This is a genomic window from Dietzia maris, from assembly GCF_036287335.1.
In the GTDB taxonomy this organism is placed as follows: domain Bacteria; phylum Actinomycetota; class Actinomycetes; order Mycobacteriales; family Mycobacteriaceae; genus Dietzia; species Dietzia cinnamea.
Genome location: NZ_CP143053.1, coordinates 2,930,577 through 2,950,912, shown reverse-complemented (window position 1 = coordinate 2,950,912; position 20,336 = coordinate 2,930,577). Strand labels below are relative to the sequence as shown.

At 71.5% G+C, this 20,336-nt stretch carries 24 protein-coding genes; 11 read left to right on the top strand and 13 right to left on the bottom strand.

Features of this window, described 5'->3' with window-relative positions; all coding sequences use genetic code 11:
- Window positions 1–30: 30 nt before the first annotated feature.
- The gene (thiE, locus tag VYL96_RS13740) at window positions 31–762 is read right to left on the bottom strand and encodes a thiamine phosphate synthase (RefSeq protein WP_131885425.1); all 732 of its coding nucleotides are present in this window, start codon (window positions 760–762) and stop codon (window positions 31–33) included.
- 41 nt (window positions 763–803) lie between these two features.
- Between thiE and thiO the strand changes: the two genes are divergently transcribed.
- The 4 genes from thiO to thiG all read left to right on the top strand — a co-directional run bounded on the left by thiO (window position 804) and on the right by thiG (window position 4,145).
- On the top strand, window positions 804–1,991 hold the full coding sequence (thiO, locus tag VYL96_RS13735; RefSeq protein WP_131885424.1) for a glycine oxidase ThiO: 1,188 nt from the start codon (window positions 804–806) through the stop codon (window positions 1,989–1,991).
- A gap of 63 nt (window positions 1,992–2,054) precedes the next feature.
- Window positions 2,055–3,047, top strand: a complete 993-nt coding sequence (locus tag VYL96_RS13730; protein WP_131885423.1) for a S41 family peptidase — start codon at window positions 2,055–2,057, stop codon at window positions 3,045–3,047.
- Window positions 3,048–3,112: 65 nt separating this feature from the next.
- On the top strand, window positions 3,113–3,313 hold the full coding sequence (gene thiS, locus VYL96_RS13725) for a sulfur carrier protein ThiS (protein ID WP_131885422.1): 201 nt from the start codon (window positions 3,113–3,115) through the stop codon (window positions 3,311–3,313).
- 61 nt (window positions 3,314–3,374) lie between these two features.
- Window positions 3,375–4,145 (top strand): thiazole synthase, encoded by a 771-nt coding sequence (gene thiG, locus VYL96_RS13720; protein ID WP_063973891.1) that lies wholly within the window; start codon window positions 3,375–3,377, stop codon window positions 4,143–4,145.
- A gap of 25 nt (window positions 4,146–4,170) precedes the next feature.
- Here the strand turns inward: thiG and VYL96_RS13715 are convergent, their stop codons facing one another.
- The gene (locus VYL96_RS13715; protein ID WP_063973889.1) at window positions 4,171–4,824 is read right to left on the bottom strand and encodes a DUF1707 SHOCT-like domain-containing protein; all 654 of its coding nucleotides are present in this window, start codon (window positions 4,822–4,824) and stop codon (window positions 4,171–4,173) included.
- A gap of 87 nt (window positions 4,825–4,911) precedes the next feature.
- On the opposite strand from VYL96_RS13715, the gene VYL96_RS13710 reads away from it, so the two are divergent.
- The 4 genes from VYL96_RS13710 to VYL96_RS13695 all read left to right on the top strand — a co-directional run bounded on the left by VYL96_RS13710 (window position 4,912) and on the right by VYL96_RS13695 (window position 7,665).
- Entirely contained in the window at window positions 4,912–5,826 is a 915-nt protein-coding gene (locus VYL96_RS13710; RefSeq protein ID WP_063973888.1) for an ABC transporter ATP-binding protein, read from the top strand.
- The gene (locus VYL96_RS13705; protein WP_007627314.1) at window positions 5,823–6,584 is read left to right on the top strand and encodes an ABC transporter permease; all 762 of its coding nucleotides are present in this window, start codon (window positions 5,823–5,825) and stop codon (window positions 6,582–6,584) included. The genes VYL96_RS13710 and VYL96_RS13705 overlap by 4 nt, the downstream gene beginning before the upstream one ends.
- Window positions 6,585–6,726: 142 nt before the next feature.
- Entirely contained in the window at window positions 6,727–7,023 is a 297-nt protein-coding gene (locus VYL96_RS13700; RefSeq protein WP_007627316.1) for a GNAT family N-acetyltransferase, read from the top strand.
- A 132-nt stretch (window positions 7,024–7,155) separates the two neighbouring features.
- Window positions 7,156–7,665, top strand: a complete 510-nt coding sequence (locus tag VYL96_RS13695) for a CD225/dispanin family protein (RefSeq protein WP_061915306.1) — start codon at window positions 7,156–7,158, stop codon at window positions 7,663–7,665.
- 61 nt (window positions 7,666–7,726) lie between these two features.
- On the opposite strand, the gene VYL96_RS13690 is transcribed toward VYL96_RS13695, so the two are convergent.
- The 5 genes from VYL96_RS13690 to VYL96_RS13670 all read right to left on the bottom strand — a co-directional run bounded on the left by VYL96_RS13690 (window position 7,727) and on the right by VYL96_RS13670 (window position 11,737).
- Entirely contained in the window at window positions 7,727–8,143 is a 417-nt protein-coding gene (locus VYL96_RS13690) for a CoA-binding protein (protein WP_131885421.1), read from the bottom strand.
- Window positions 8,144–8,248: 105 nt separating this feature from the next.
- Window positions 8,249–9,142: a polyphosphate kinase 2 gene (ppk2, locus tag VYL96_RS13685; protein ID WP_131885420.1), complete on the bottom strand. Its 894-nt coding sequence runs from the start codon at window positions 9,140–9,142 to the stop codon at window positions 8,249–8,251.
- Window position 9,143: 1 nt separating this feature from the next.
- The gene (locus VYL96_RS13680) at window positions 9,144–9,944 is read right to left on the bottom strand and encodes an exodeoxyribonuclease III (RefSeq protein ID WP_063973757.1); all 801 of its coding nucleotides are present in this window, start codon (window positions 9,942–9,944) and stop codon (window positions 9,144–9,146) included.
- 52 nt (window positions 9,945–9,996) lie between these two features.
- A complete protein-coding gene (locus VYL96_RS13675; protein WP_109148789.1) occupies window positions 9,997–11,073 on the bottom strand; it encodes a GNAT family N-acetyltransferase in 1,077 nt (358 codons plus the stop codon).
- Window positions 11,066–11,737 (bottom strand): peptide deformylase, encoded by a 672-nt coding sequence (locus VYL96_RS13670; protein WP_131885418.1) that lies wholly within the window; start codon window positions 11,735–11,737, stop codon window positions 11,066–11,068. The genes VYL96_RS13675 and VYL96_RS13670 overlap by 8 nt, the downstream gene beginning before the upstream one ends.
- Window positions 11,738–11,848: 111 nt before the next feature.
- Between VYL96_RS13670 and VYL96_RS13665 the strand changes: the two genes are divergently transcribed.
- From VYL96_RS13665 to VYL96_RS13655, 3 genes are all read left to right on the top strand, one after another.
- Window positions 11,849–12,178 (top strand): nucleoid-associated protein NapA, encoded by a 330-nt coding sequence (locus tag VYL96_RS13665; protein WP_131885416.1) that lies wholly within the window; start codon window positions 11,849–11,851, stop codon window positions 12,176–12,178.
- 15 nt (window positions 12,179–12,193) lie between these two features.
- The gene (locus VYL96_RS13660) at window positions 12,194–13,015 is read left to right on the top strand and encodes a LytR C-terminal domain-containing protein (protein ID WP_131885415.1); all 822 of its coding nucleotides are present in this window, start codon (window positions 12,194–12,196) and stop codon (window positions 13,013–13,015) included.
- Window positions 13,016–13,108: 93 nt separating this feature from the next.
- Window positions 13,109–13,462, top strand: a complete 354-nt coding sequence (locus VYL96_RS13655; protein WP_131885414.1) for a hypothetical protein — start codon at window positions 13,109–13,111, stop codon at window positions 13,460–13,462.
- Window positions 13,463–13,592: 130 nt separating this feature from the next.
- Here VYL96_RS13655 and VYL96_RS13650 read toward each other — a convergent pair whose 3' ends face one another.
- From VYL96_RS13650 to VYL96_RS13625, 6 genes are read right to left on the bottom strand one after another with little or no spacing between them, the layout of a single operon-like run.
- Window positions 13,593–13,961: a cation:proton antiporter gene (locus VYL96_RS13650; RefSeq protein ID WP_109148793.1), complete on the bottom strand. Its 369-nt coding sequence runs from the start codon at window positions 13,959–13,961 to the stop codon at window positions 13,593–13,595.
- Entirely contained in the window at window positions 13,958–14,251 is a 294-nt protein-coding gene (locus tag VYL96_RS13645) for a monovalent cation/H+ antiporter complex subunit F (RefSeq protein ID WP_061227939.1), read from the bottom strand. Before VYL96_RS13645 ends, VYL96_RS13650 begins: the two co-directional genes overlap by 4 nt.
- A complete protein-coding gene (locus VYL96_RS13640) occupies window positions 14,248–14,988 on the bottom strand; it encodes a Na+/H+ antiporter subunit E (RefSeq protein ID WP_131885413.1) in 741 nt (246 codons plus the stop codon). The genes VYL96_RS13645 and VYL96_RS13640 overlap by 4 nt, the downstream gene beginning before the upstream one ends.
- Before the next feature lies 1 nt (window position 14,989).
- Window positions 14,990–16,615, bottom strand: a complete 1,626-nt coding sequence (locus VYL96_RS13635; protein WP_061227941.1) for a Na+/H+ antiporter subunit D — start codon at window positions 16,613–16,615, stop codon at window positions 14,990–14,992.
- A complete protein-coding gene (locus tag VYL96_RS13630) occupies window positions 16,612–17,211 on the bottom strand; it encodes a Na(+)/H(+) antiporter subunit C (protein WP_131885412.1) in 600 nt (199 codons plus the stop codon). The genes VYL96_RS13635 and VYL96_RS13630 overlap by 4 nt, the downstream gene beginning before the upstream one ends.
- Window positions 17,208–20,252: a Na+/H+ antiporter subunit A gene (locus VYL96_RS13625; protein ID WP_131885411.1), complete on the bottom strand. Its 3,045-nt coding sequence runs from the start codon at window positions 20,250–20,252 to the stop codon at window positions 17,208–17,210. The genes VYL96_RS13630 and VYL96_RS13625 overlap by 4 nt, the downstream gene beginning before the upstream one ends.
- Window positions 20,253–20,336: the final 84 nt, after the last annotated feature.

The window sequence follows — 20,336 nt, the reverse complement described above, 5'->3', positions numbered from 1 at the left end:
CGCCGGGCGGGGTGGGGCGGGGCGGGGCGCTCAGGCCAGGGCGGCCCGGAGTTCGCGGGCTGCGGCGGTGGGGTCCGGGGCCGCGGTGATCGCGCGGACGACGACCACGCGGCTCGCCCCGGCGGCCAGCACCTCGGGCAGGGTCTCCGGGTCGATCCCGCCGATGGCGAACCACGGTTTGGGCGCCGCGGCCGGCCCGCCGCCCAGCCCGGCCGCGTGCCGCACGAGCTCGAGCCCCGGGGCGTGGCGGCCCGGCTTGGTCGGGGTCGGCCACACGGGGCCGGTGCAGAAGTAGTCCACCACCGGGTCCGCCGCCGCGGCGTCGACCTCGTCCGTCGCGTGGCACGACAGGCCGATCACCACGTCGTCGCCGACGATCCGTCGCGCCCACTCCACGGGTAGGTCGTCCTGCCCGACGTGCAGCACGTCGGCGCCGGCGGCCACGGCGACGTCCGCCCGGTCGTTCACCGCGAGCAGCGCACCGTGGGCGTCGCAGACCTCACGCATCACCGCGAGCGCGCGCAGCTCGTGCCCCGCCTCCAGCGGCCCGAGGTCGCGGTCGCCGGCCGAGTTCTTGTCCCGCAGTTGCACGATGTCGACGCCGCCTGTCAACGCGGCCGTGACGTCGCGGCGCAGGGCGGGGAAGTCGCCCGTCCAGCCCTGCGCGCGGGCGTCGTCGTCGAGGTGCCGGCGGGCGTCGATGCAGAGGTAGAGGCGGGCGTCGGCGAGGCGGGCACGGAGGCGGTCGGCGCGGGCGGTCATGGGTTCAACGGTAGGTGATGGCCCCTACTAGGCTGGCCGCCATGACCGTCGACCCCGCCCCGCCCGCCGCCCGTATCGGTGCGGGGCGGGTCGTGGTGGTCGGCGGCTCGGTGATCGGCCTGGCCTGCGCCTGGGCGATCGCCCGGTCCGGGGCCGCCGATGAGGTCGTCGTCCACGAGCCCGACGATTCCGGGCCCGGCGGCGTCCCCACCTCGGGCGCCGCGTGGGTCGCGGGCGGCATGCTCGCCCCGTTCAGCGAGGCGTGGCCGGGGGAGGAGGCGGTGTTCGCGCTCGGCGTGGACTCGCTCCGGAGGTGGCCGGGCTTCCTCGACGCGCTCGCCCCCCACGTCCCACCCGGTCCGCCCGTCCGCACGGCCGGGTACACGCACATGCTGGCGGTCGACGAGGCAGACGCCCGGGACCTCGACATGGCCATGGAGTGGGCGGCCAGCCAGCCCGACCCGACACGGGGCACCGACCCGGCCGGCACCAACGGCGGCGTCACCGAGGCCGATCTGCGTCGCGTGACCCGCCGCGAGCTCCGGGAGGCCGAGCCGTCCCTGGCCCGGGTCGCCCGCGCCGCCTACCGGATGGACTCCGAGGGCGCCGTCGACAACCGGGTCCTGCTCGCCGCCCTCACCCGTGCCTGTCGCGCCGAGGGAGTGACGTGGGTGCGCGGCGCCGTCGCCTCTCTCGACGACCTCGACGCGGACCGCGTCGTCCTCGCCGCGGGCACCGGTTCCGCCGACCTGGCGGGCCTGCCCGTGCGCCCGGTCAAGGGCGAGGTCCTCCGCTTGCGGTCCCGCCCCGGGTGTGAGGATCCGCCCCGCGGCGTCGTGCGGGCCTTCGTCCGGGGCCGGCCGCTGTACCTGGTGCCGCGCGCCGGCGGTCTCGTCGTGGGCGCCACCCAGTACGAGCACGGGGACGACCGGCAGGTCACCGTCGCCGGGGTCCGCGACCTGCTCGCCGACGCCGAGACGATCTTCCCCGGCATAGGCGAGTACGAGCTGGCCGAGACGATCGCCGGGCTGCGGCCGATGTCGCCGGACAATCTGCCGATCCTCGGGGCCGACCCCCGCGACCCGCGGATCGTCCACGCCACCGGGCACGGCCGCAACGGGATCGCGTTGACGCCGGTCACCGCTGCGACCGTCGTCGCGACGCTGCTGGGGCGGGCCGTCCCGGGGGCGGCGGGCGCGGCGGTACCCGACCGCTTCGCCCGGGTCTGACCCTCGCGGATGGGTCGGGCCCGGCGGGCCGGGGGGCGCCCACGGTGACTACGGTGACCGCTCATGGGCAGAAGGATCCTCATCGGCGGTGCGGTCAGCGTCCTCGTTCTGGGCCTGGCGATCGTCTCCGCGCTATACGTGTGGGGACCGCGATACGGCGCGTCGATCGTCGGTCGGCCGATCTTCGTCGTCCCGCCGTCGCCGGAGCGCTATGCCGGGGCGGTTCTCGACATCGCCCAGCAGCGCGGCCTCCACGCGTCCTCGCCGGAGTTCGCCCACGCACGCACGGTCGCCATGGCGGCGGCCGAACAGACCGACGACGTGTCCGACATCCACGACGAGCTCGATGAGGCACTCAGGGCCGCCGGTGGGAAGCACTCGCGAATGATCACGCCCGAACAGCGGCGGGCCGATCTCGCCGGGCCGGTGGAGCGACCCGACGTGACGCTCGAGGGGCGGGTCGTCACCGCGACGGTCCGGGCGCACCACGCCGACAACGACGCGCAGGCGTACGCCGACACTCTCTCCCACGGCCTCCACAACGCCATCTACGACGGAGCCTGTGGCGTCGTGGTCGACCTACGCGGTAACGGCGGCGGCGACATGGGGCCGATGGTCGCGGGGCTGTCCACTCTCCTGCCCGACGGCCCCGCGATGCACTTCGTCACCGGCCACGACGAGCGGCCGGTGACGATCGACGGGAACGGCGTGAGGGGCGGCGGTAGCCCGGTCGGCGTCGAGGGCGTCAGTAAGCACCGACTCCCGGTCGCGGTCCTCGTGGACGGCGCCACCGCGAGCTCCGGCGAGATGACGATGGTGGCGTTCCGGGGCGTCGGGGACACCCGGAGCTTCGGCGCGCCGACCGCGGGCTACACGACCGCCAACACCGTGGTGGACATGCCGGACGGGGCGCAGATGGTCCTCACCGTGGCGAAGGTGCGGGACCGGACCGGCCAGCTCTTCGATGACACCTCTATCCAGCCCGACGAGCCCACCACCGGCGACGCGGCCGTCGCGGCGGAGCGCTGGCTCGCCACGAGACACGACTGCGCCTGAGCCCCGGTCGGCGGGTGACGACTACGGTGGGGGCGTAAGTCGCAGTAGTGAAGCAGGAGGCCCCCATGATCGTCACCGTGAACGGTGAGGACCGTACTCTGGCCGATGGCGCGACCGTCCGCGCGCTCGTCACCGAGCTGGACCTGCCCGACGAGGGCGTCGCGATCGCCGTCGACGGCATGGTGGTGCCCGGCTCGAGCTGGGATGACACCCCGCTCGGCGCCGGCGCGGAAGTGGACGTCCTCACGGCGGTCCAGGGTGGCTGAGGCCGCCCCCGGCCCCGTCGACGCGCCCGCCGCCCCCGACCACGGGGCGCGCGTCGCCGAGGTGCTGGACTCGCCGCTGGTCATCGCCGGTGAGGAGATCGGCTCCCGGCTCATCACCGGCACCGGCGGTGCCGGCAACCAGGAGGTCCTGCGCGAGGCGTTGATCGCCTCGGGCACCGCCCTGACCACCGTGTCGATCCGCAAGGTCGACCTGCGCCTCGGCTCGGACGGCCTCGGACTACTCGGGCTGCTGCGCGAGCTCGGCATCCGCCCGCTGCCCAACACCGCCGGGTGCCGGAGTGCCTCAGAGGCGGTCAAGACGGCCCGCCTGGCCCGCGAGGCGCTCGGCACCAACTGGGTCAAGTTGGAGGTGATCGCCGACGAGCGCACGCTCCTGCCCGACGGACTGGAACTCGTCGAGGCGGCCGAGGACCTGGTCGACGACGGATTCGTCGTCCTCCCCTACACCACCGATGATCCCGTCCTGGCCCGCCGACTGGAGGATGTGGGCTGCGCGGCCGTGATGCCCCTGGGCGCGCCGATCGGCACCGGCCTGGGGATCTGTAACCCGCACAACCTGGAGATGATCGTCGAGCGCGCCGGGGTGCCGGTGATCTGCGACGCCGGGATCGGTACCGCCTCCGACGCCGCCCTGGCCATGGAGCTCGGCTGCGACGGCGTCCTGCTCGCCACCGCCGTCACCCGCGCCGAGAACCCGCCGCTCATGGCCGCCGCGATGCGCGAGGCGGTCCGCGCCGGGTACGCCGCCCGCGTCGCCGGGCGCATCCCCAAGCGCTTCTGGGCGCAGGCCTCCAGCCCGCCGATCGACTGAGACGCCCGGGGCTCCGCCCGCCGGATCACTGCTCGACGCGTGGTACTCGGCGTACCTCGACCCCGCCCATCAGCGCGAGACCCGTGATCCTCAGGACAGGAGCGCCGGGCGGCGCTTGACGGACCGGCCGGGGATCGGGCTTCCATCGGCCCGACTCCTCCGCGAAACCGCCCATGAAGCCGATCCCGTCGACTTCCACGTGGACGTCGTCCGGGACGTTGATCTCGATACCGCCCATGATCGCGAACGCCCGGATCACGGTCTCGCGGGACTGCAGCGACGCGCGCCTGAGGTCGATCTCGATACCGCCCATCAGCGCGACCGCGGTGTGTTCGGCCGGCAGGGTCCACGACCCGGTGCGCTCCACGCCGCCCATGACCGCGATGGAGGTGGCGGGCCCGCTGCCGCCCGTGACCCGCCGTTCGGGTGCGCGGTGCGGCCGCTCCGCCAACGTCGACTCGAGCTGATGGTGCGCGACCGGCAGGTCGTGGGTCAGCTCCAGCAGTTCGGACCGGAACCGGGCGCCGTACGCCGCGGCGGTCCGCTCGTCGAACTCGGCGAGGGTCAACCGGCCCTCCGAGTACGACTCCTGTAGTAGCTGAGCGGTCGCCTCCCGCTCGGCGTCCGAGGCGCGGACCGCCGGCAGCCGGCGGTCCGGTTCGGGCGTGACATCGTCCATGGTCACGAGCCTAGACCTGCTCTTGCTGTACGCGGGCTGAGTAGGTGGACACACGACGCCGGGTCTGCGGCAGGCACACTGGTGGCCATGATCGAGGTACGGAATCTCACCAAACGCTACGGCGGCTCCCTCGCCGTCGACGACCTCAGCTTCACCGTCCGCCCCGGCGTCGTCACCGGCTTCCTCGGCCCGAACGGTGCCGGTAAGTCCACGACGATGCGCATGATCGTCGGTCTGGACAATCCGACGTCAGGGGAGGCGCTCGTCAACGGCAGGCCGTACCGCGAACTCGAGCAGCCCGCGCACACGGTCGGGTGTCTGCTGGACGCCTCCTGGACGCACGCCAACCGTTCCGCGTCCGCGCACCTGAAGATGATCGCCGCAGCGGCCGGCCTGCCCGCGACCCGCGTCGACGAGGTGCTCGCCCTGGTGGGCCTGAGCGACGTCGCCGGCCGCAAGGTGGGCGGGTACTCGCTCGGCATGCGTCAGCGACTGGGCCTCGCCACCGCCATGCTCGGTGACCCCGAGGTGCTGCTGTTCGACGAGCCCGTCAACGGGCTCGATCCGGAGGGCATCCTGTGGATCCGGCGTTTCATGCACGCTCGCGCCGCCGAGGGCCGCACGGTGCTCGTGTCCTCCCACCTGCTGTCGGAGATGGCGCAGACCGCCCAGGACCTCGTGGTGATCGGTCGCGGCAAGCTGCGCGCGCAGACCTCGGTCGAGGAGTTCCTTTCGGCCGCCAAGTCCTCGGTCATCCTGCGCACGCCGCACGTCGACGAGTTCACCCAGGCCGCGCGTTCCGAGAACGTCCAGGCCACGTTCGACCCCCAGCAGGGCGTGTTCCTGATCGACGGCCTGCGGGCCCCCCAGGTGGGCGACCTCGCCGCCAGCCTGGGCATCACCGTCCACGAGCTGCACGAGAAGCGGGCGTCGCTGGAGGAGGCCTTCATGGCCCTCACCGACCAGGACGTCGAGTACCACGGTCAGGAGTCCACCCGATGAACCTGCTGAAGTCCGAGTGGATCAAGGTCACCACCACCAAAAGCGCCTACTGGCTGTACGCGATCGGTATCGCGTTGGCCGTCCTGCTGGCCGTGATCATCGGCCAGTTCGACCAGTCCGCCACCGACCCGATCGCCGGTGAGGCCGGCGGCGGCAGCGACCCGCTGTTCGCCATCCTCGGGGTCAGCGCGTTCACGGTACTGCTGGTGTGGATCGCCGCGATCGTCGGCGTCACCGGCGAGTACCGCTACCACACCGCCAAGGCGACCTACCTGACGACGCCGTCGCGCTGGCCCGCGATCGTCGCCAAGACCGTGCTGTTCACGATCCTGTCGATCGTCGTCACCGCCGTCTCGGTGATCGTCGCGCTGCTGGTGGCGGGGGCGCTGTCCGGCAACGAGTCGTGGACGCCGTTCTCCGGTGACGGACTCACCTACCTCTGGCGTTTCCCCGTCTACGCGGCACTCGGCACTCTCGCGGTCATGGGACTGGCGTACATCATGCGCAACGCCGCCGGGACGATCTCCCTGTTCCTCGTCTGGATTCTGGCGCTGGAGGGGATGGTGTCGCTCATTCCGAGGGTGGGTGAGGACCTCGCGGGATGGATGCCGTTCGCTAACGGTGATTACTGGACCCAGGGTGAGGCGGCCAAGGGCTACATCACCTGGGGTGAATGGCCGGCGTTCGCGCTCTACGCCGCGGTGTGCGTCGTCCTGTGGGCCGTGGGCCTGGTGATGACCCTGCGCCGCGACGCCTGACCCGCGCCGCGACGCCTGACCCGCGCCGCGACCTCTGACCCGCGCCGGGGCGCCCGCGGATTCACGCTCGCGATGCGCCGGACTGGGCCGCCCTTCAGGGGTAGGGTCGGAATCGATACTCGGTCGGCCCTAAGGAGTCGAGATGACCGGCGGAACTTCGCTCAAGCTCGTCCACAACACCGATAGAGACCGTTTCGAGCTGTGGGACGGCGAGACCTTCATGGGACTGGTCGGGTACGAGAAGGACGGCGACGTCTACATCCTCCTGCACACCGTGATCGAGGAGCGGTTCGGTCAGCAGGGCATCGCCCGACTGCTGGTGAGCCTGGTCCTCACCCGCCTGCGGCTCGACGGGTTGAAGATCCGCCCGGTGTGCAGCTACGTGCGCCGCTTCCTCGTGCGGTTCCCCGAGTACCAGTTGCTCGTCGCCCCCAACTGACACGCCGCGTCACGCCGCGCGCACCACGGCCGGCTTCGCCACGGCGGGGAGGATGCTCGCCACGACGGGGGAGGATGTCCGACCCGATCCGTAGTGTGGGCGGCGGAAGACCGGCCAGCGAACAGGACCCTCATGACTTACCCGCCGCAGGGCGACAACGCCGACAACGCCGACAACACCGCCTCGTCCGGGTACACGGACTACTCCGCACAATCCGGATACGGCGGCCAGTCCGGTGCGGGGCAGGGCTCGTACGGGACAGGCGGCTACGGCCAGGAGGCGTACGGGCAGCAGGCGTACGGGCAGGGCTCCTACGGGCAGGGTGGCTACGGCTCGCAGACGCCCGCGTACTCCGGTTCGGGCGGCTTCGCCGCGGCTCCCGGTGCCCGCCCCGGGCCGCCGTCGAACGTGGGGTGGGCGGTCGCCTCGATCCTGTTCTTCTGGCCCCTGTCGTTCATCGCGATGACGCGGGCGCTGGAGGTCTACCCGCTCTGGGCCGCCGGGCGGTACGCCGAGGCCGAGGCCGCCAGTGCGACCGCCAAGCGGCTCGGGATGATCTCGCTCGCGATCGTGGCGGTCCTCATCATCCTGTACCTGATCTTCATCTTCGCGATGGTCGGCCTGGCCTCGAGCGGCTACTAACGCTCAGCCCGAGCACGCGCGCCGCCCACCCGGTGCCGGGTCGGCGGCGCGCCCGTACGCCTCAGGACAGGCCCAGGCGCGGTGCCTCGATCGCCGGGCAGGCGTCCATCACCACGTCGAGGCCCGCCTCCTCGGCCCGCTGCGCGGCGGCCTCGTCGATCACGCCCAGCTGCAGCCAGACGGCCTTCGCCCCCTTGGCGATGGCGTCGTCGACCACGCCCCCGGCGAGCTCGGAGTTGACGAACACGTCCACGACGTCGATCTCGCCGGGGACCGACGCCAGGTCCGGATACCCCTGCTGACCGTGGACCGTCTCGGCCTTCGGATGGACGGGCACGATCTCGTGACCGAGGTCCCGGACGAACGCGGCGATCCGGTACGCGGTGCGCGAGGTGTTCGAGGACAGACCGACGACGGCCCACCGCCCCCTCTGGGACAGCAGACGCTCGATGACGGCCGGATCATTGGAATGGCTCATACCCCGTGCAAGGCCCCGCGGCGCCCAGACATTCCCGCGCGAGCAATCAGTCCCCGACGGCGTCTGCGCGCGGAGACATCGCTTCGTGCGCTGGCGCTCACTCCGCTAGTCCCCGACGGCGTCCTTGCCGCGCTGGACGATCCGCGGGTCCGGCTCGAACACCACCTGGTGGTCCTTCTCCGGGTAGTCGAACTGGTTGAGGAAGTAGCGCATCGCGTTGATGCGGGCCCGCTTCTTGTCGTTGGACTTGATGGTCGTCCACGGCGCCCAATCGGTGTCCGTGCGCCGGAACATCTCCTCTTTGGCCTCGGTGTATTCGTCCCACTTCCCGAGCGACTCCAGGTCCATGGGGGAGAGCTTCCACCGGCGCACGGGGTCCAGCTGCCGGATCGCGAACCGGGTCTTCTGCTCCTCGCGGGTCACGGAGAACCACAGCTTGGTGAGCCCGATCCCCGACTCGACCAGCATCTTCTCGAACATCGGCGCCTGCTGCATGAACGTCTCGTACTGTTCGTCGGTGCAGAACCCCATCACCCGCTCGACGCCGGCGCGGTTGTACCAGGAGCGGTCGAACAGGACCAGCTCACCGCGGCTGGGCAGGTGGGTGACGTAGCGCTGGAAGTACCACTGGTGCAGCTCGGTCTCGGTGGGCTTGATGAGCGCCACGACGCGGGCCTGACGGACGTTGATGTACTCGGTGAACCGCTTGATCGTCCCGCCCTTGCCGGCGGCGTCGCGGCCCTCGAACACGATCACCTGCCGGTGCCCGGACTCGGCCTGCCAGCGCTGGAACTTCAGCAGTTCGATCTGCAGGAGGTACTTCTCGACCTCGTACTGGTTGCGGTCCATCCGCTCGTCGTACGGGTAGTTCTCCCGCCACGTGTCGACCGCGCGGCCGTTGATGTCGATGAGGTCGGGGTCCTCGCCGTGATCGTCACGGACGGTGAAGCCCTCGGCGCGCAGCCGGTCGATGTAGTGCCGCAGCTGGAACGTCGACATCTCAGTCGAGTTCCACCACGACGGGTGCGTGGTCGGAGGCGCCCTTGCCCTTGCGTTCCTCGCGGTCGATGAAGGCGCCGGTGACGCGGGCGGCCAGCGCGGGGGAGTGCAGTTGGAAGTCGATGCGCATGCCCTTGCGCTTGGGGAAGCTGAGCCCGGTGTAGTCCCAGTACGTGTAGACCCCCGGCCCTGGGGTGTACTCGCGGGTGACCTCGCGGAACCCGGCGCCGTCGAAGGCGGCGAAGGCGAGCCGCTCGGGGCCGGAGACGTGGGTCTTGCCCTCGAAGACCTCCATGTCCCACACGTCCTCGTCGAGCGGCGCGACGTTCCAGTCGCCCACGAGCGCGACCTGCGCGTCGGGGTCGGCGACCAGTTCGGCGGCGGCGTGGTCACGCAGGCGGGCGAGCCACTCGAGTTTGTAGGTGTAGTGCGGGTCGGACAGCTCGCGGCCGTTGGGCACGTAGAGGCTGTAGACGCGGACGCCGTCGCACACCGCGGAGATCGCGCGCGCCTCCGGGTCCTGGGACTGCTCGGGGTCCTTGTGGAAGCCGGGCATGCCGTCGAAGCCCAGCCGCACGTCCTCGAGCCCGACGCGGGAGGCCACGGCGACGCCGTTCCACTGGCTCAGGCCGTGGTGGGCGACCTCGTAGCCCAGTTCGCGGAAGTCCTCCTCGGGGAACTGCTCGTCTTTGCACTTGGTCTCCTGCATCGCCAGGACGTCGACGTCGGACCGGTCGAGCCAGGCGAGCACGCGGTCCTTGCGGGCTCGGATCGAGTTCACATTCCAGGTGGCCAGGCGCATGGCTGCGAGTCTATTGCGCGCCGCGTGGCGGCGTCACCGTGGGAGGTGGGGATTAGTCGACGACGACGAGGTGCCGCAGCGAATGGTGCGGTTCGAGACCGAGCTTGGCCCACAGGCCGCGCCCGGCGGTGTTGTCCGCGAAGACGTGCAGGTGACACTCCCGCGCGCCCAGGCGGAGTCCCCAGTCGACGAGCGCGCCGGTGACGATCTCGGCGAGGCCGCGGCGGCGGTGGGCGTCGGCGGTCTGCACGCAGGACACCGCGACGCGCGCCTGCCCGTCGGGGCCGGCGGTGACGGCGCCGCGGGCGATGGCGGCCAGCTCGCCGCCGGACTCGAGGCGGGCGAACACGACGTGGCCGCCGGGGCCGGGATCGCCGCTGTCCGGTCCGTCGGTGCGGATGCCGGCCGTGGCGAGCATCGCCGGCCGCACGCGCTCGGGGTCCAGGCCCGCGGTGGCGTGGTAGAGGGCCAGCCAGTCGTCGTCGGGGCGGTCGGCCAGCGTCACGCCCGGCCGGGTGTCGGCGGGGAAGGCGGAGTCGACCACGGCGAGCAGCGCCTCGCTGTCGGCCGTGCAGAGGAACAGGTCGCGGTCGGCGTGAATGCGCGCGGGGTCCACGGGCGCGCCGTCGAGCATCATGCGCTCGACCTTCACGAGCCGGTCGACGTCGACCAGCCGCAGCGGCAGGTCGCGGGCGGCGTACCAGTCGCGCACCCCGTCGAGGTCCTCGCAACTGGCCCACGGCAGGACGGGCACGGCCGAGTTCCCGCGATACGACCAGTCGTCGCCGGCGCGGCAGAACCAGCCGTCGACCAGCTCGTACTCGGGGCACGGCCACGCCAGCGCACCCGCGTACTCGTGCGCCCGGACGTCGCGGGCCCGCACCGGCCGCGGCGGCAGGACCTTGAGCACGGCGACGTCCGCGTCGGGGATCCGCAGCTCCTCGCCGGATTCCCGGCGGACGATCAGCTCCGGCTCGAGCGCCACCACGTGACCGATGACGTCCGTGTACAGGTGCGAGGCCTCACCGGGAGCCAGATGGCGACGCACGACCACGCGTTCGCCCACCGCCACCCGGCGGCCGGAGTTCCACCGGGACCGACCCGACAGACCCCGGTCCTGCTCAGCCATGGTCGGTGACGACCTCGTCGTCGTCGCCGTCCCAGTCCTCCTCGTCGGCGAACGGGTCCGGGTCGGTGGCCGGATCCCAGCTCAGGCCCGGCACACCCCAGCCCGCGTCGCGGATGTGGCGCTTGGCGGCCTTGCGGTTCCGCCCGATGAGATGGTCGGTGTAGACGAAGCCGTCCAGGTGGCCGACCTCGTGCTGCAGGCAGCGGGCGAACAGGCCGTACCCCTCCACGGACACCGGCTCGCCGTGCTCGTCGGTGCCGGTCACGCGCGCCCACCACGCACGCCCGCGCGGGAAGTTGACGCCCGGGACGGACAGGCAGCCCTCGAGGTCGTCCTCGGGGTCCGGCATGGTCTCGGGGATCTCGGACGTCTCCAGGACCGGGTTGATCACGCAGCCGCGCCGGTTGAGCCAGCCGCCGCGCGCCTCGACCTCCTCGCGCGAGACGCCCTCGCCGTCCTCGGTGTCCAGGTCGGGGCAGTCGTAGACGAACACGCGCTTGCGGACGCCGATCTGGTTGGCGGCCAGGCCCACCCCGTTGGCGGCGTCCATGGTGTCGTAGAGGTCCCGGACGAGGTCCGCGATCTCCTCGGGGGACTCGGTGACGGGTTCGGTGGGCGCGTGGAGCGCGGGATCGCCGAGGATGACGATGGGACGGACGGCCATGGTGGCCGATTCTAGTGCGCCGGCGTGTGGTTCACTACGGGGGAATCACAACAGTGTGATCCGCGCAGGGTCACTCAGTTCGGCGAGGCTGGTACGCGAGGAGGCGAGCACATGGGTCGATCGGCTGCCGCGACGCGTGAGGCGTCCACCGGGGGCGACCGGGAGGACGAGCTGCACGCCGCCGACCCGGCCCTGTCCGAGCGGGATCAGAAGATGCTCGAGTTCGAGCGGCAGTGGTGGAAGTTCGCCGGCTCCAAGGAGGAGGCGATCCGACAGCAGTTCGACATGTCGGGCACCCGCTACTTCCAGATCCTCAACGACCTCATCGACCGCCCCGAGGCCCTGGCCGCCGATCCCCTGCTCGTCAAACGCCTGCGCCGCATGCGTTCGAGCCGCCAGAAGGCACGCGCGGCGCGCAACCTGGGAATGCGCCTCGACTGACCTAGACTCGGGCGCGTGAGCTCCCAGTCCGAGAACCCGCAGTACGCCCCGCAGCCCGGCGATCCCGACCACGGCGATCCCCGGTACGACGACGCACAGTACGGCGACCCCCGGGACGGCGGCCCGTACGACGCCGACGACCCCTACGGCCCGGGCGCTGGCGACCCCGACGAGCCCAGCGGCCCGCCGTACCGCGCCATCGCGATGGTGCTGCTGTCGGCGGTCGTGCTCGCCGTGGGCATCGGGCTGGTGCAGCTGTTCGGGGGCGACGACGACGAGGCGGCCCCCACCGCCGACGAGGGCACCTCCCAGGTCGAGCAGGACGGCTCGACCGGTCAGGGCGCCGACGGCCAACCCGCGCAGGGTGAGGCCGGCGGGGCTGAGGGTGCACCCGCCCAGGGCGGCGCCCCCGGTGGTCAGGACGGCGCGGTGGGAGCCCCCGGCGAGGCCGGCGGCGAGGCCCAGCCCGGCGATCCCGCCGCCCCGGCCGACCCGCCCGCGGCCGGGCAGCCTCCCGCCCAGCCCGGCGCGCCCGGACCGGACGTGACCAGCGTGCCGGTGCAGATCTTCAACAACAGCACCGTCACCGGCCTGGCAGCCCGCACGGGCGAGGCGCTGCGCGAGAGCGGCTTCGCGGTGGGCGACGTGGCCAACATGCCGTCCAACCGCGGCGTGGTGGCGGAGTCCACCGCCTTCTACGGCACCGGGCCCGGTGAGCAGCAGGCCGCGCAGGCGATCGCCGCCCAGCTGGGGATCACCGCCAAGCCGCGTCCGGCGGATCTGGCGGGGGAGGCTCCCGGGGTGATCGTGATCGTCACCCAGGATCTCGACCGCTGACCCCTGAGGATATGATGAGCCCACGCGTCCGGCCCGCCCGCGGGACGCATGCTCAGTAGCGACTTGCAGCCTCCCGAGATCGAAGGAGCCCCCATGGCCCCGCGTCAGACCGCCCGCCGCATCCTGGTCGCGGCTCCCGCACTCGCGCTCGCCTTCGCGGTGGCCGCGTGCAGCCCCAACCAGGAGCCGGCCGATCCCGACGCGCCGTACACGCTGCCCACGTACTCCGAGGAGTCCGCGCCGGCGCCCCACTCGTCCATCCCGGAGACGCAGGAGACCGACGACCCGGACACGATCGAGGACTTCGAGGCCGGCACCACCGCGACCGGCATCCCCGGTGAGGGTGGCGACGAGGGCGGCGGCCAGGCCACCACCGACGACGGACTCCCGGTGCCGGGCGCCGGGCAGCAGGCCGGCAGCGCGGTCCCGACGCAGCCCGCTCCCTGATCTGAGGTCCGGCCACCGGACCCGCGAGCCCCGCACCCCGAGCAGACGGGTGCGGGGCTCGCGTCGTGTGTGGCCGCAGGCGGCGCCAGGCCCGGCGCTCAAGCCCCGGCTCTGCGGCCCGCGGTGCGGCTCAGAGGGGTCCGCGGCCGTCGAGACGGGGGCCGGTGTACTTCTCCAGCACGGGCGCCTCGTGGGTGATGGTCCCGTCCTCCACACTCTCGCGGTAGGCGAGATTGCCCACCCGGTTGGCGATCACGGGTGCGGCGCACACGGCCACGATCGCGGTGAGGACGAGCATGCCCAGGTCGATGCCCGGGAAAACCCGGATCCCCGCGCCGATGAGGACGAGGACCAGCCCGAGCACCTGAGGTTTGGCCGCCGGGTGCATTCGGCTGAGGGTGTCGCGGAACCGCACGAGGCCGATCGCGCTGCACAAGGTCAGTAGCGCGCCGGCGAGAACGAACAGCGCGGCGATGATCTCGATGAGGTCGTCGCTCATGAAATGGCCTCCTCGGGGGTGCCGATGTTGTCGCTGACGCGGAACCGGGCCACGGACACCGAACCCAGGAACGCGACCAGCGCCAGCGCGACGAGCGCCGCTGCGGGGGTGGTGTCCTTCGTCCACGCGATGTAGACGGCGATGCCCCCTTGAGCGACGGCGACCATCATGTCGAGGGAGATGAGCCGGTCGAGGGTGTTGGGTCCGCCGACCAGACGGATCATCGTCACGAACAGCGCGGCAGTCAGCGCGATGATCGCCAGGATCCAGAGGACGAGTGCGACGCTCACCAGGGTCCCTCCTCTTCCGTCGTGGGATCGAACGGCTTCTTCTCGTCGCCGTCGGGGCCTGCGGGGTTGTCGGGGCCGGCGGCCCGGTCGGCGTCGGGATCTGCCGGGTCCGTGTCGCCGGCGGGATCCACCGGCTCCGCGGGCGCCACGGTGCTCGCGGCGCTCGGGGCGCTGTCTGCGGGGGCCGAGTAGTGCTCGGGGCTCGGCTTCCAGTCCTCGTCCCGCTCGAAGGCGCGGAGGTAGAGCTTCTCCACGTGCGCGGTCTGGCGGCGGAACTGCTCCACGGCCTCGTCGGTGCCGGCGTCCAGGACGTGGACGTACACGTAGCGGGCCACGGGGTCGACGCGGACCACGATGCCGCCGGGCAGCAGGTTGAGGGTGTTCACCGCGAGGGCGAGGGTGAAATCGGACTTCAGCCGCATCGGCGCCCGCAGCACCGCGGACCGGGGCGGCGGCTTCGGCCGGATCGAGAGCCATGCGACGACCAACGACGAGCGGATCAGGTAGAAGGCCACGACCAGCACGAGCCACGCGGTGGACAGTGGCCGCAGCAGGCCCTCGACGGGGACGCGGGGGAGGGGCAGGACGACCATCACCAGGGTCGCCACGAGCAGGCCGGAGACGATGGTCCCGATCTCCACGGTGCCCCACAGCAGTACCCAGGCGAAGGTGAGCCACAACGTCATGAAGACGCGGGCGCCGAGCACCCGCAGGTCGGGAGAAGGCTTGCGTCCCATGTCAGCGCACCCCCGTCACGGAGTCGACGTACCGGTCGGGTGAGGTGTCGGTGGGGACCGTGTAGAGGTACTCGGCGCGCTCGCGCAGGGTGGCGGCGGCGCCGTCTGCCACCCGGAGCAGCGGTCCGGCGAAGATCGTCATGAGCAGCGAGACCACGATGAGCGCCCACGTCGGGGCGAGCATGCTCCAGGGCATCTTGCCGACCTCCTCGCGCTCGTCGAACTCGACGTACTCGTCGGAGGGGAGGAGGGACAGCGGCCGGGCCAGCGCGAGGGCACCCTCCGGGGCGTCGGCCCGCGGCCGCCAGAAGGCCTTGGACCACACGCGCGCGACCACGTAGAGCGTCAGCAGGCTGGTGACCATGGCGCCCGCGATGAGCACCCACAGCAGGGCTCCGCCCTTCTCCGCGCCGGCCTGGACGACCGCGAGCTTGCCGATGAACCCGGAGAACGGGGGGATGCCTCCGAGGTTGAGCGCGGGGACGAGGAACGTGACCGCGAGGACGGGACTGGCGACGCCGAGGGATCCGAGCCGACGCAGGGACGACGACCCCGCCTGGCGTTCGATCAGACCGACCACGAGGAAGAGGGTCGTCTGGACGATGATGTGGTGCCCGACGTAGTAGATCGCCGCGCTGAGCCCGGCTTCGCTGGACAGCGCGATGCCGAAGATCATGTAGCCGATGTGACTCACCAGCGTGAACGACAGTATTCGCTTGATGTCGGACTGGGCGATCGCGCCGAGGATGCCCACGACCATCGTGAGAAGACCGGCGACGAGCAGTACCCCGTCCATCCCGCCCCCGGGGAACACGAGGGTGTGGAAGCGGATGATCGCGTACACGCCGACTTTAGTGAGCAGGCCGGCGAACACGGCGGTGACCGGGGCGGGAGCGGTCGGGTAGGAGTCGGGCAGCCAGGTGGAGAGCGGGAAGACCGCGGCCTTGATACCGAACGCCACGAGGAACACTGCGAAGATCGTGTTGCGCAGGCCTTCCGGCACCTCTGCCATCCGCGTGGCCAGCTGAGCCAGGTTGAGCGTGCCGACGGCCGAGTACGTCAGCGCGATCCCCAGCAGGAAGACCATGGACGAGACCATCGACACGACGGTGTACGACACCCCCGCGCGGACGCGTTCCTGGCTGGCCCCGAGCGTGAGCAGGACGTAGGACGCGGCCAGGAGCATCTCGAACCCGACGAACAGGTTGAACAGGTCGCCCGCGATGAAGGCGGCGTTGAGTCCCGCCGCCAGCGCGAGGTAGGTGGGCAGGAAGATCGAGGTGGGCTGGTCGCCGTCGCCGTCGCGGACACCCTGCCCGACGGCATAGATGATGACCGTCAGCAGCACGATGGCGGCCACACACAGCATCAGGGCGCTGAGCCGGTCGGCGACCAGGGTGATGCCGACCGGGGCGTCCCACCCGCCCACCTGCACCGTGTGCATGCCGTGCGAGTCCGTGAGCACCAGCAGGAGCCCGGAGATGACGAGCAGAGCGGACAGGGTCGTGATGGTGATGATGTTCTGGACCCGCGGCCGGCGGGAGACCACCAGGCACAGCGCGGCCGCGAGCAGCGGCAGGAGGACGACGGAGGGGATGAGGTACCCGAAGAGGTCGGGAGAGATCACAGTTCCTCCTCCTTACCGGCCTTCTTGTACCGCCGCTCTCGTCTGTCGACCTCCCGCGCCTCGGCCGCGGCTTTCGCCCTGGCCTCTGCGCGGGCCTCCGCCCGGGCTTCGGCTTCGGCCTCGGCTTCCTCGAGGTCCTCGTCGTCGTAATCCACGTGGTCGCCGAGTTCGGTGGGCTGGCCCGTGGTCTGGTCGTCCGAGGCGTCGCGGTCCGGAGCGGACCAGGCGTCGGTGGGGGAGCGTTGGGCGATCTTGGTGTCCTCGGCGTCGTCCGCGACCTCGTCCACAGTGGTGAACTGATAGGAGCGGTAGGCCAGGGCCAGGATGAACGCACCCACGCCGGCGGTGATGACGATCGCGGTGAGGATCATCGCCTGGGACAACGGATCCGAGTCGACGGTGTTGTCGCCCCATGACCGGCCGCGGATGGGCGGGTTCCCCGGGGCTCCACCGGCCGCGAGGATGAGCAGGTTGACGCCGTTGGACAGGATCATGATGCCGAGCAGGATCTTGATGATCGCGCGCTCGAGAAGCAGGTAGACACCGGTGGCGCTGAGGACACCGGCCATGAGTAGGAGTGCGAAGTCGGCGGTCATGGCATCCCCTGGGGTGTGGTGCCCTGGTTCTCGGCGGCCTCGAGACGCGCGGCGCGGCGCGCGGCCAGGTCGGACCGTGGAGCTTCGCTGTCGACGCCGGGGACGCGGCGCAGGGCGGCGGTGGAGGGCGAGTCGGTGGCGTCGACGTAGACGGCCCTGAGCTCCTCGAGGTCCTCGGCGTCGAGGTCGAGCCGCGCTCCCAGGCTGCGGAGGATGTCGAGGACCAGGCCGACGACGATGAGGTACACGCCCGCGTCGAAGAACAGCGCGGTGACGAGCTTGACCTCACCGAACACGGGCAGCGTCCACTCGAAGGTGGCGCTGGACAGCGGCGGCGCACCGAGGGCCATCGAGGCGGCGGCGGTACCGGCGGCCAGCAGGAGGCCGGCGCCGAGGATCCGTCCGGCATCGATCGGGACGGCCTCGCCGAGTTCGTAACGGCCACCCGCGAGGTAGCGCAGAACGAGCGCGAGACCCGCGACCAGCCCCCCGGCGAAACCGCCGCCGGGGTTGTTGTGGCCGGCGAAGAAGAAGAACAGGCTCAGGATCATCATCGTGGGGAAGATGAGACGGGTGGTGACCTCGAGGACGAGCGAGCGGGCGCGGGGGTCGCGCACGGTCGCGCCGACCAGCCACCGGCCGGGCGAAGCCCCCGGTGCCTCGATGACGATCCGGGCCGCCTCCATCCCGCGCCGTCCGGAGCGGGTCTTGTCGGCGTCAGCGATGCGTGGCCCGGAGCCGTAGCGACGATTGCGGAAGACGAGGCTGGCCACACCGGTCGCGGCGACCAGCAGCACGGTGATCTCGCCGAGGGTGTCCCAGGCGCGGATGTCGACGAGGGTGACGTTGACGGCGTTGGCGCCGTTGCCGATCCGGTAGGCGATGTCCGGGAAGACCGTGGACACGGCCGGGTCCTGGCGGGCGTTGATGGCGTACGCGCCGACGATGACGACGAGGAGTCCCACGCCGATGCCGAGCCAGGCGCGCAGGCGGCGGAAGCCGTCGGACAGGGGCACCTCGGCGGGCATCGTGCGCAGGACCAGCACGAACGTGACCATCATCAGCGTCTCGACCAGCACCTGGGTGAGCGCGAGGTCGGGAGCACCGTGGAAGGCGAAGATCACGGCGACGCCGTAGCCGGTCACGGACATGCTGACGACGGCGGCGAGGCGGTTGCGCAGGACGGTGGCGGCCACCGCGGCGACGGTCATGGGGATCATGACGAACAGCACGACCGGATTAGCGGACAGTTCCATCCGCAGGCCCTCGCGGGTGCCGACCAGCAGGGACACGAAGGGGAACACCACGAGCGTGAACAGGATGATGCCCAGGGTCAGCGGGAGGGAGCCGCGCTGGATGCTGGCGGTCAGGCGCAGCGACAGGATGTCGAAGAAGCGCAGGACGGCGTCGTAGATGCGGTCCGCGTTACCCAGGGCGGGCGTCTCGAACTGCATCCGCTCCACGGTCCGCTGCGCGACGTAGAGCATGGTGCCGAGTACGTATACGACCGCGGTGAGCGCGAGCGGGACACCGAACCCGTGCCACAGCCCGAGGTGGTAGGGCTCCTCGCCCGCCCACGGGCTGCCTGGCGGGAACGCGACGTCGACGAACCGGGTGAGCAGCGCCTCGACGGGGGCCGACCACACACCGAGCACGAGGCCGGCGACGGAGAGGAGCGCGGGCACGGAGAGGAAGAGCGGGGTGGCCGGATTCGACTCGGCGACCGCGGGGCTGGTCCCGTCCGGGAAGAACGGCTTGGAGCGGAACGCGCCCATGACGAGGCGGGCGGTGTAGGAGAAGGTGAGGACCGAGCCGACGACCAGGCCGGCGGTGACGACGAGCGCCGGCATGCCGTGGAGCCGCTCCTCGGTCAGCGTGGTGGCGAACGCGGACTCTTTGCCGACGAATCCGAGGAAGGGCGGCAGACCGGCCATCGACGCGGCGGCGAGGGTGAAGAAGACGGCGAGAGCGGGGCTCTTGCGTCCCAGACCGGACAGTTCGCGGATCTCCCGGGTGCCGGTGGTCCTGTCGATGACGCCGACGGCCATGAACAGCGCGGACTTGAACAGCGAGTGCGCCAGCAGCATCGTGAGTCCGGCGAGCATCGTGTCGCGCGATCCGATGCCGACCAGGACCAGCAGGAACCCCAGCTGGGACACGGTTCCGAAGGCGAGCACCAGCTTGAGGTCGGTTTCCCGCAGGGCGCGCCAGCCGGCCATGAGCAGGGACACCAGGCCGAGAACGATGAGCGCCAGCTGCCACGTCGACGATCCGGACAGGCCCGGGCTGAAGGCGGCGACGAGGAAGACCCCGGCCTTGACCATCGCCGCGGAGTGCAGGTAGGCGCTCACCGGCGTGGGTGCGGACATGGCTCCGGGGAGCCAGAAATGCAGGGGGGCGATGGCGGATTTACTCGTCGCGCCGACGATCACCAGGCCGAGAGCCCAGTGGACGAGAGAGCCGGACGGCGGAGAGGCGACGATCTCGCTGAGCAGGTAGGTCCCGGCCTCCTGGGCCAGGATGATCATGCCGACCAGCATCGCCAGGCCGCCGAGTGTGGTGACGAGCAGGGCTTGTGTGGCGGCGCGGCGGGATGTCGCCCGCTCCGCGTAGTGGCCGACGAGCAGGAAGCTCAGGACGGAGGTGATCTCCCAGAAGGTGTAGAGCAGCACCATGTTGTCGGCCACGACCAGGCCGAACATGACTCCGGCGAACGCGACCATCTCGGCCGCGAACAGGTGCAGACGTGGCTCGGTGTCGTCGAAGTACCAGGTGCAGTAGAACAGGACGAGCGCGCCGACGCCCAGTGCGATGAGGGACATCAGTGCGGACAGCGCGTCCATCCGCAGGTCCAGCGTCAGGTGGATGCCGGGCGCCCACTGGAGGGTCTCCGTGGGCACACGGTCGAGATTGGCGGCCACCCATACCGCGCCGCCGGCGGGGACGAGCGCCAGCAGCGGGAAAGCGCGGCGTCCGAGCCTCAGCACCAGTGGGATCGCGATCAGGGCGGCCACGGCATGGGCCACGAGGATCACGATCACCGGCGGCTCCTCTCCTTGCGTCGATCGGACGACGACATGCGGATGGACCCGCCGGGAGGGGGCGGGCGACCGGTGTCGACCGGG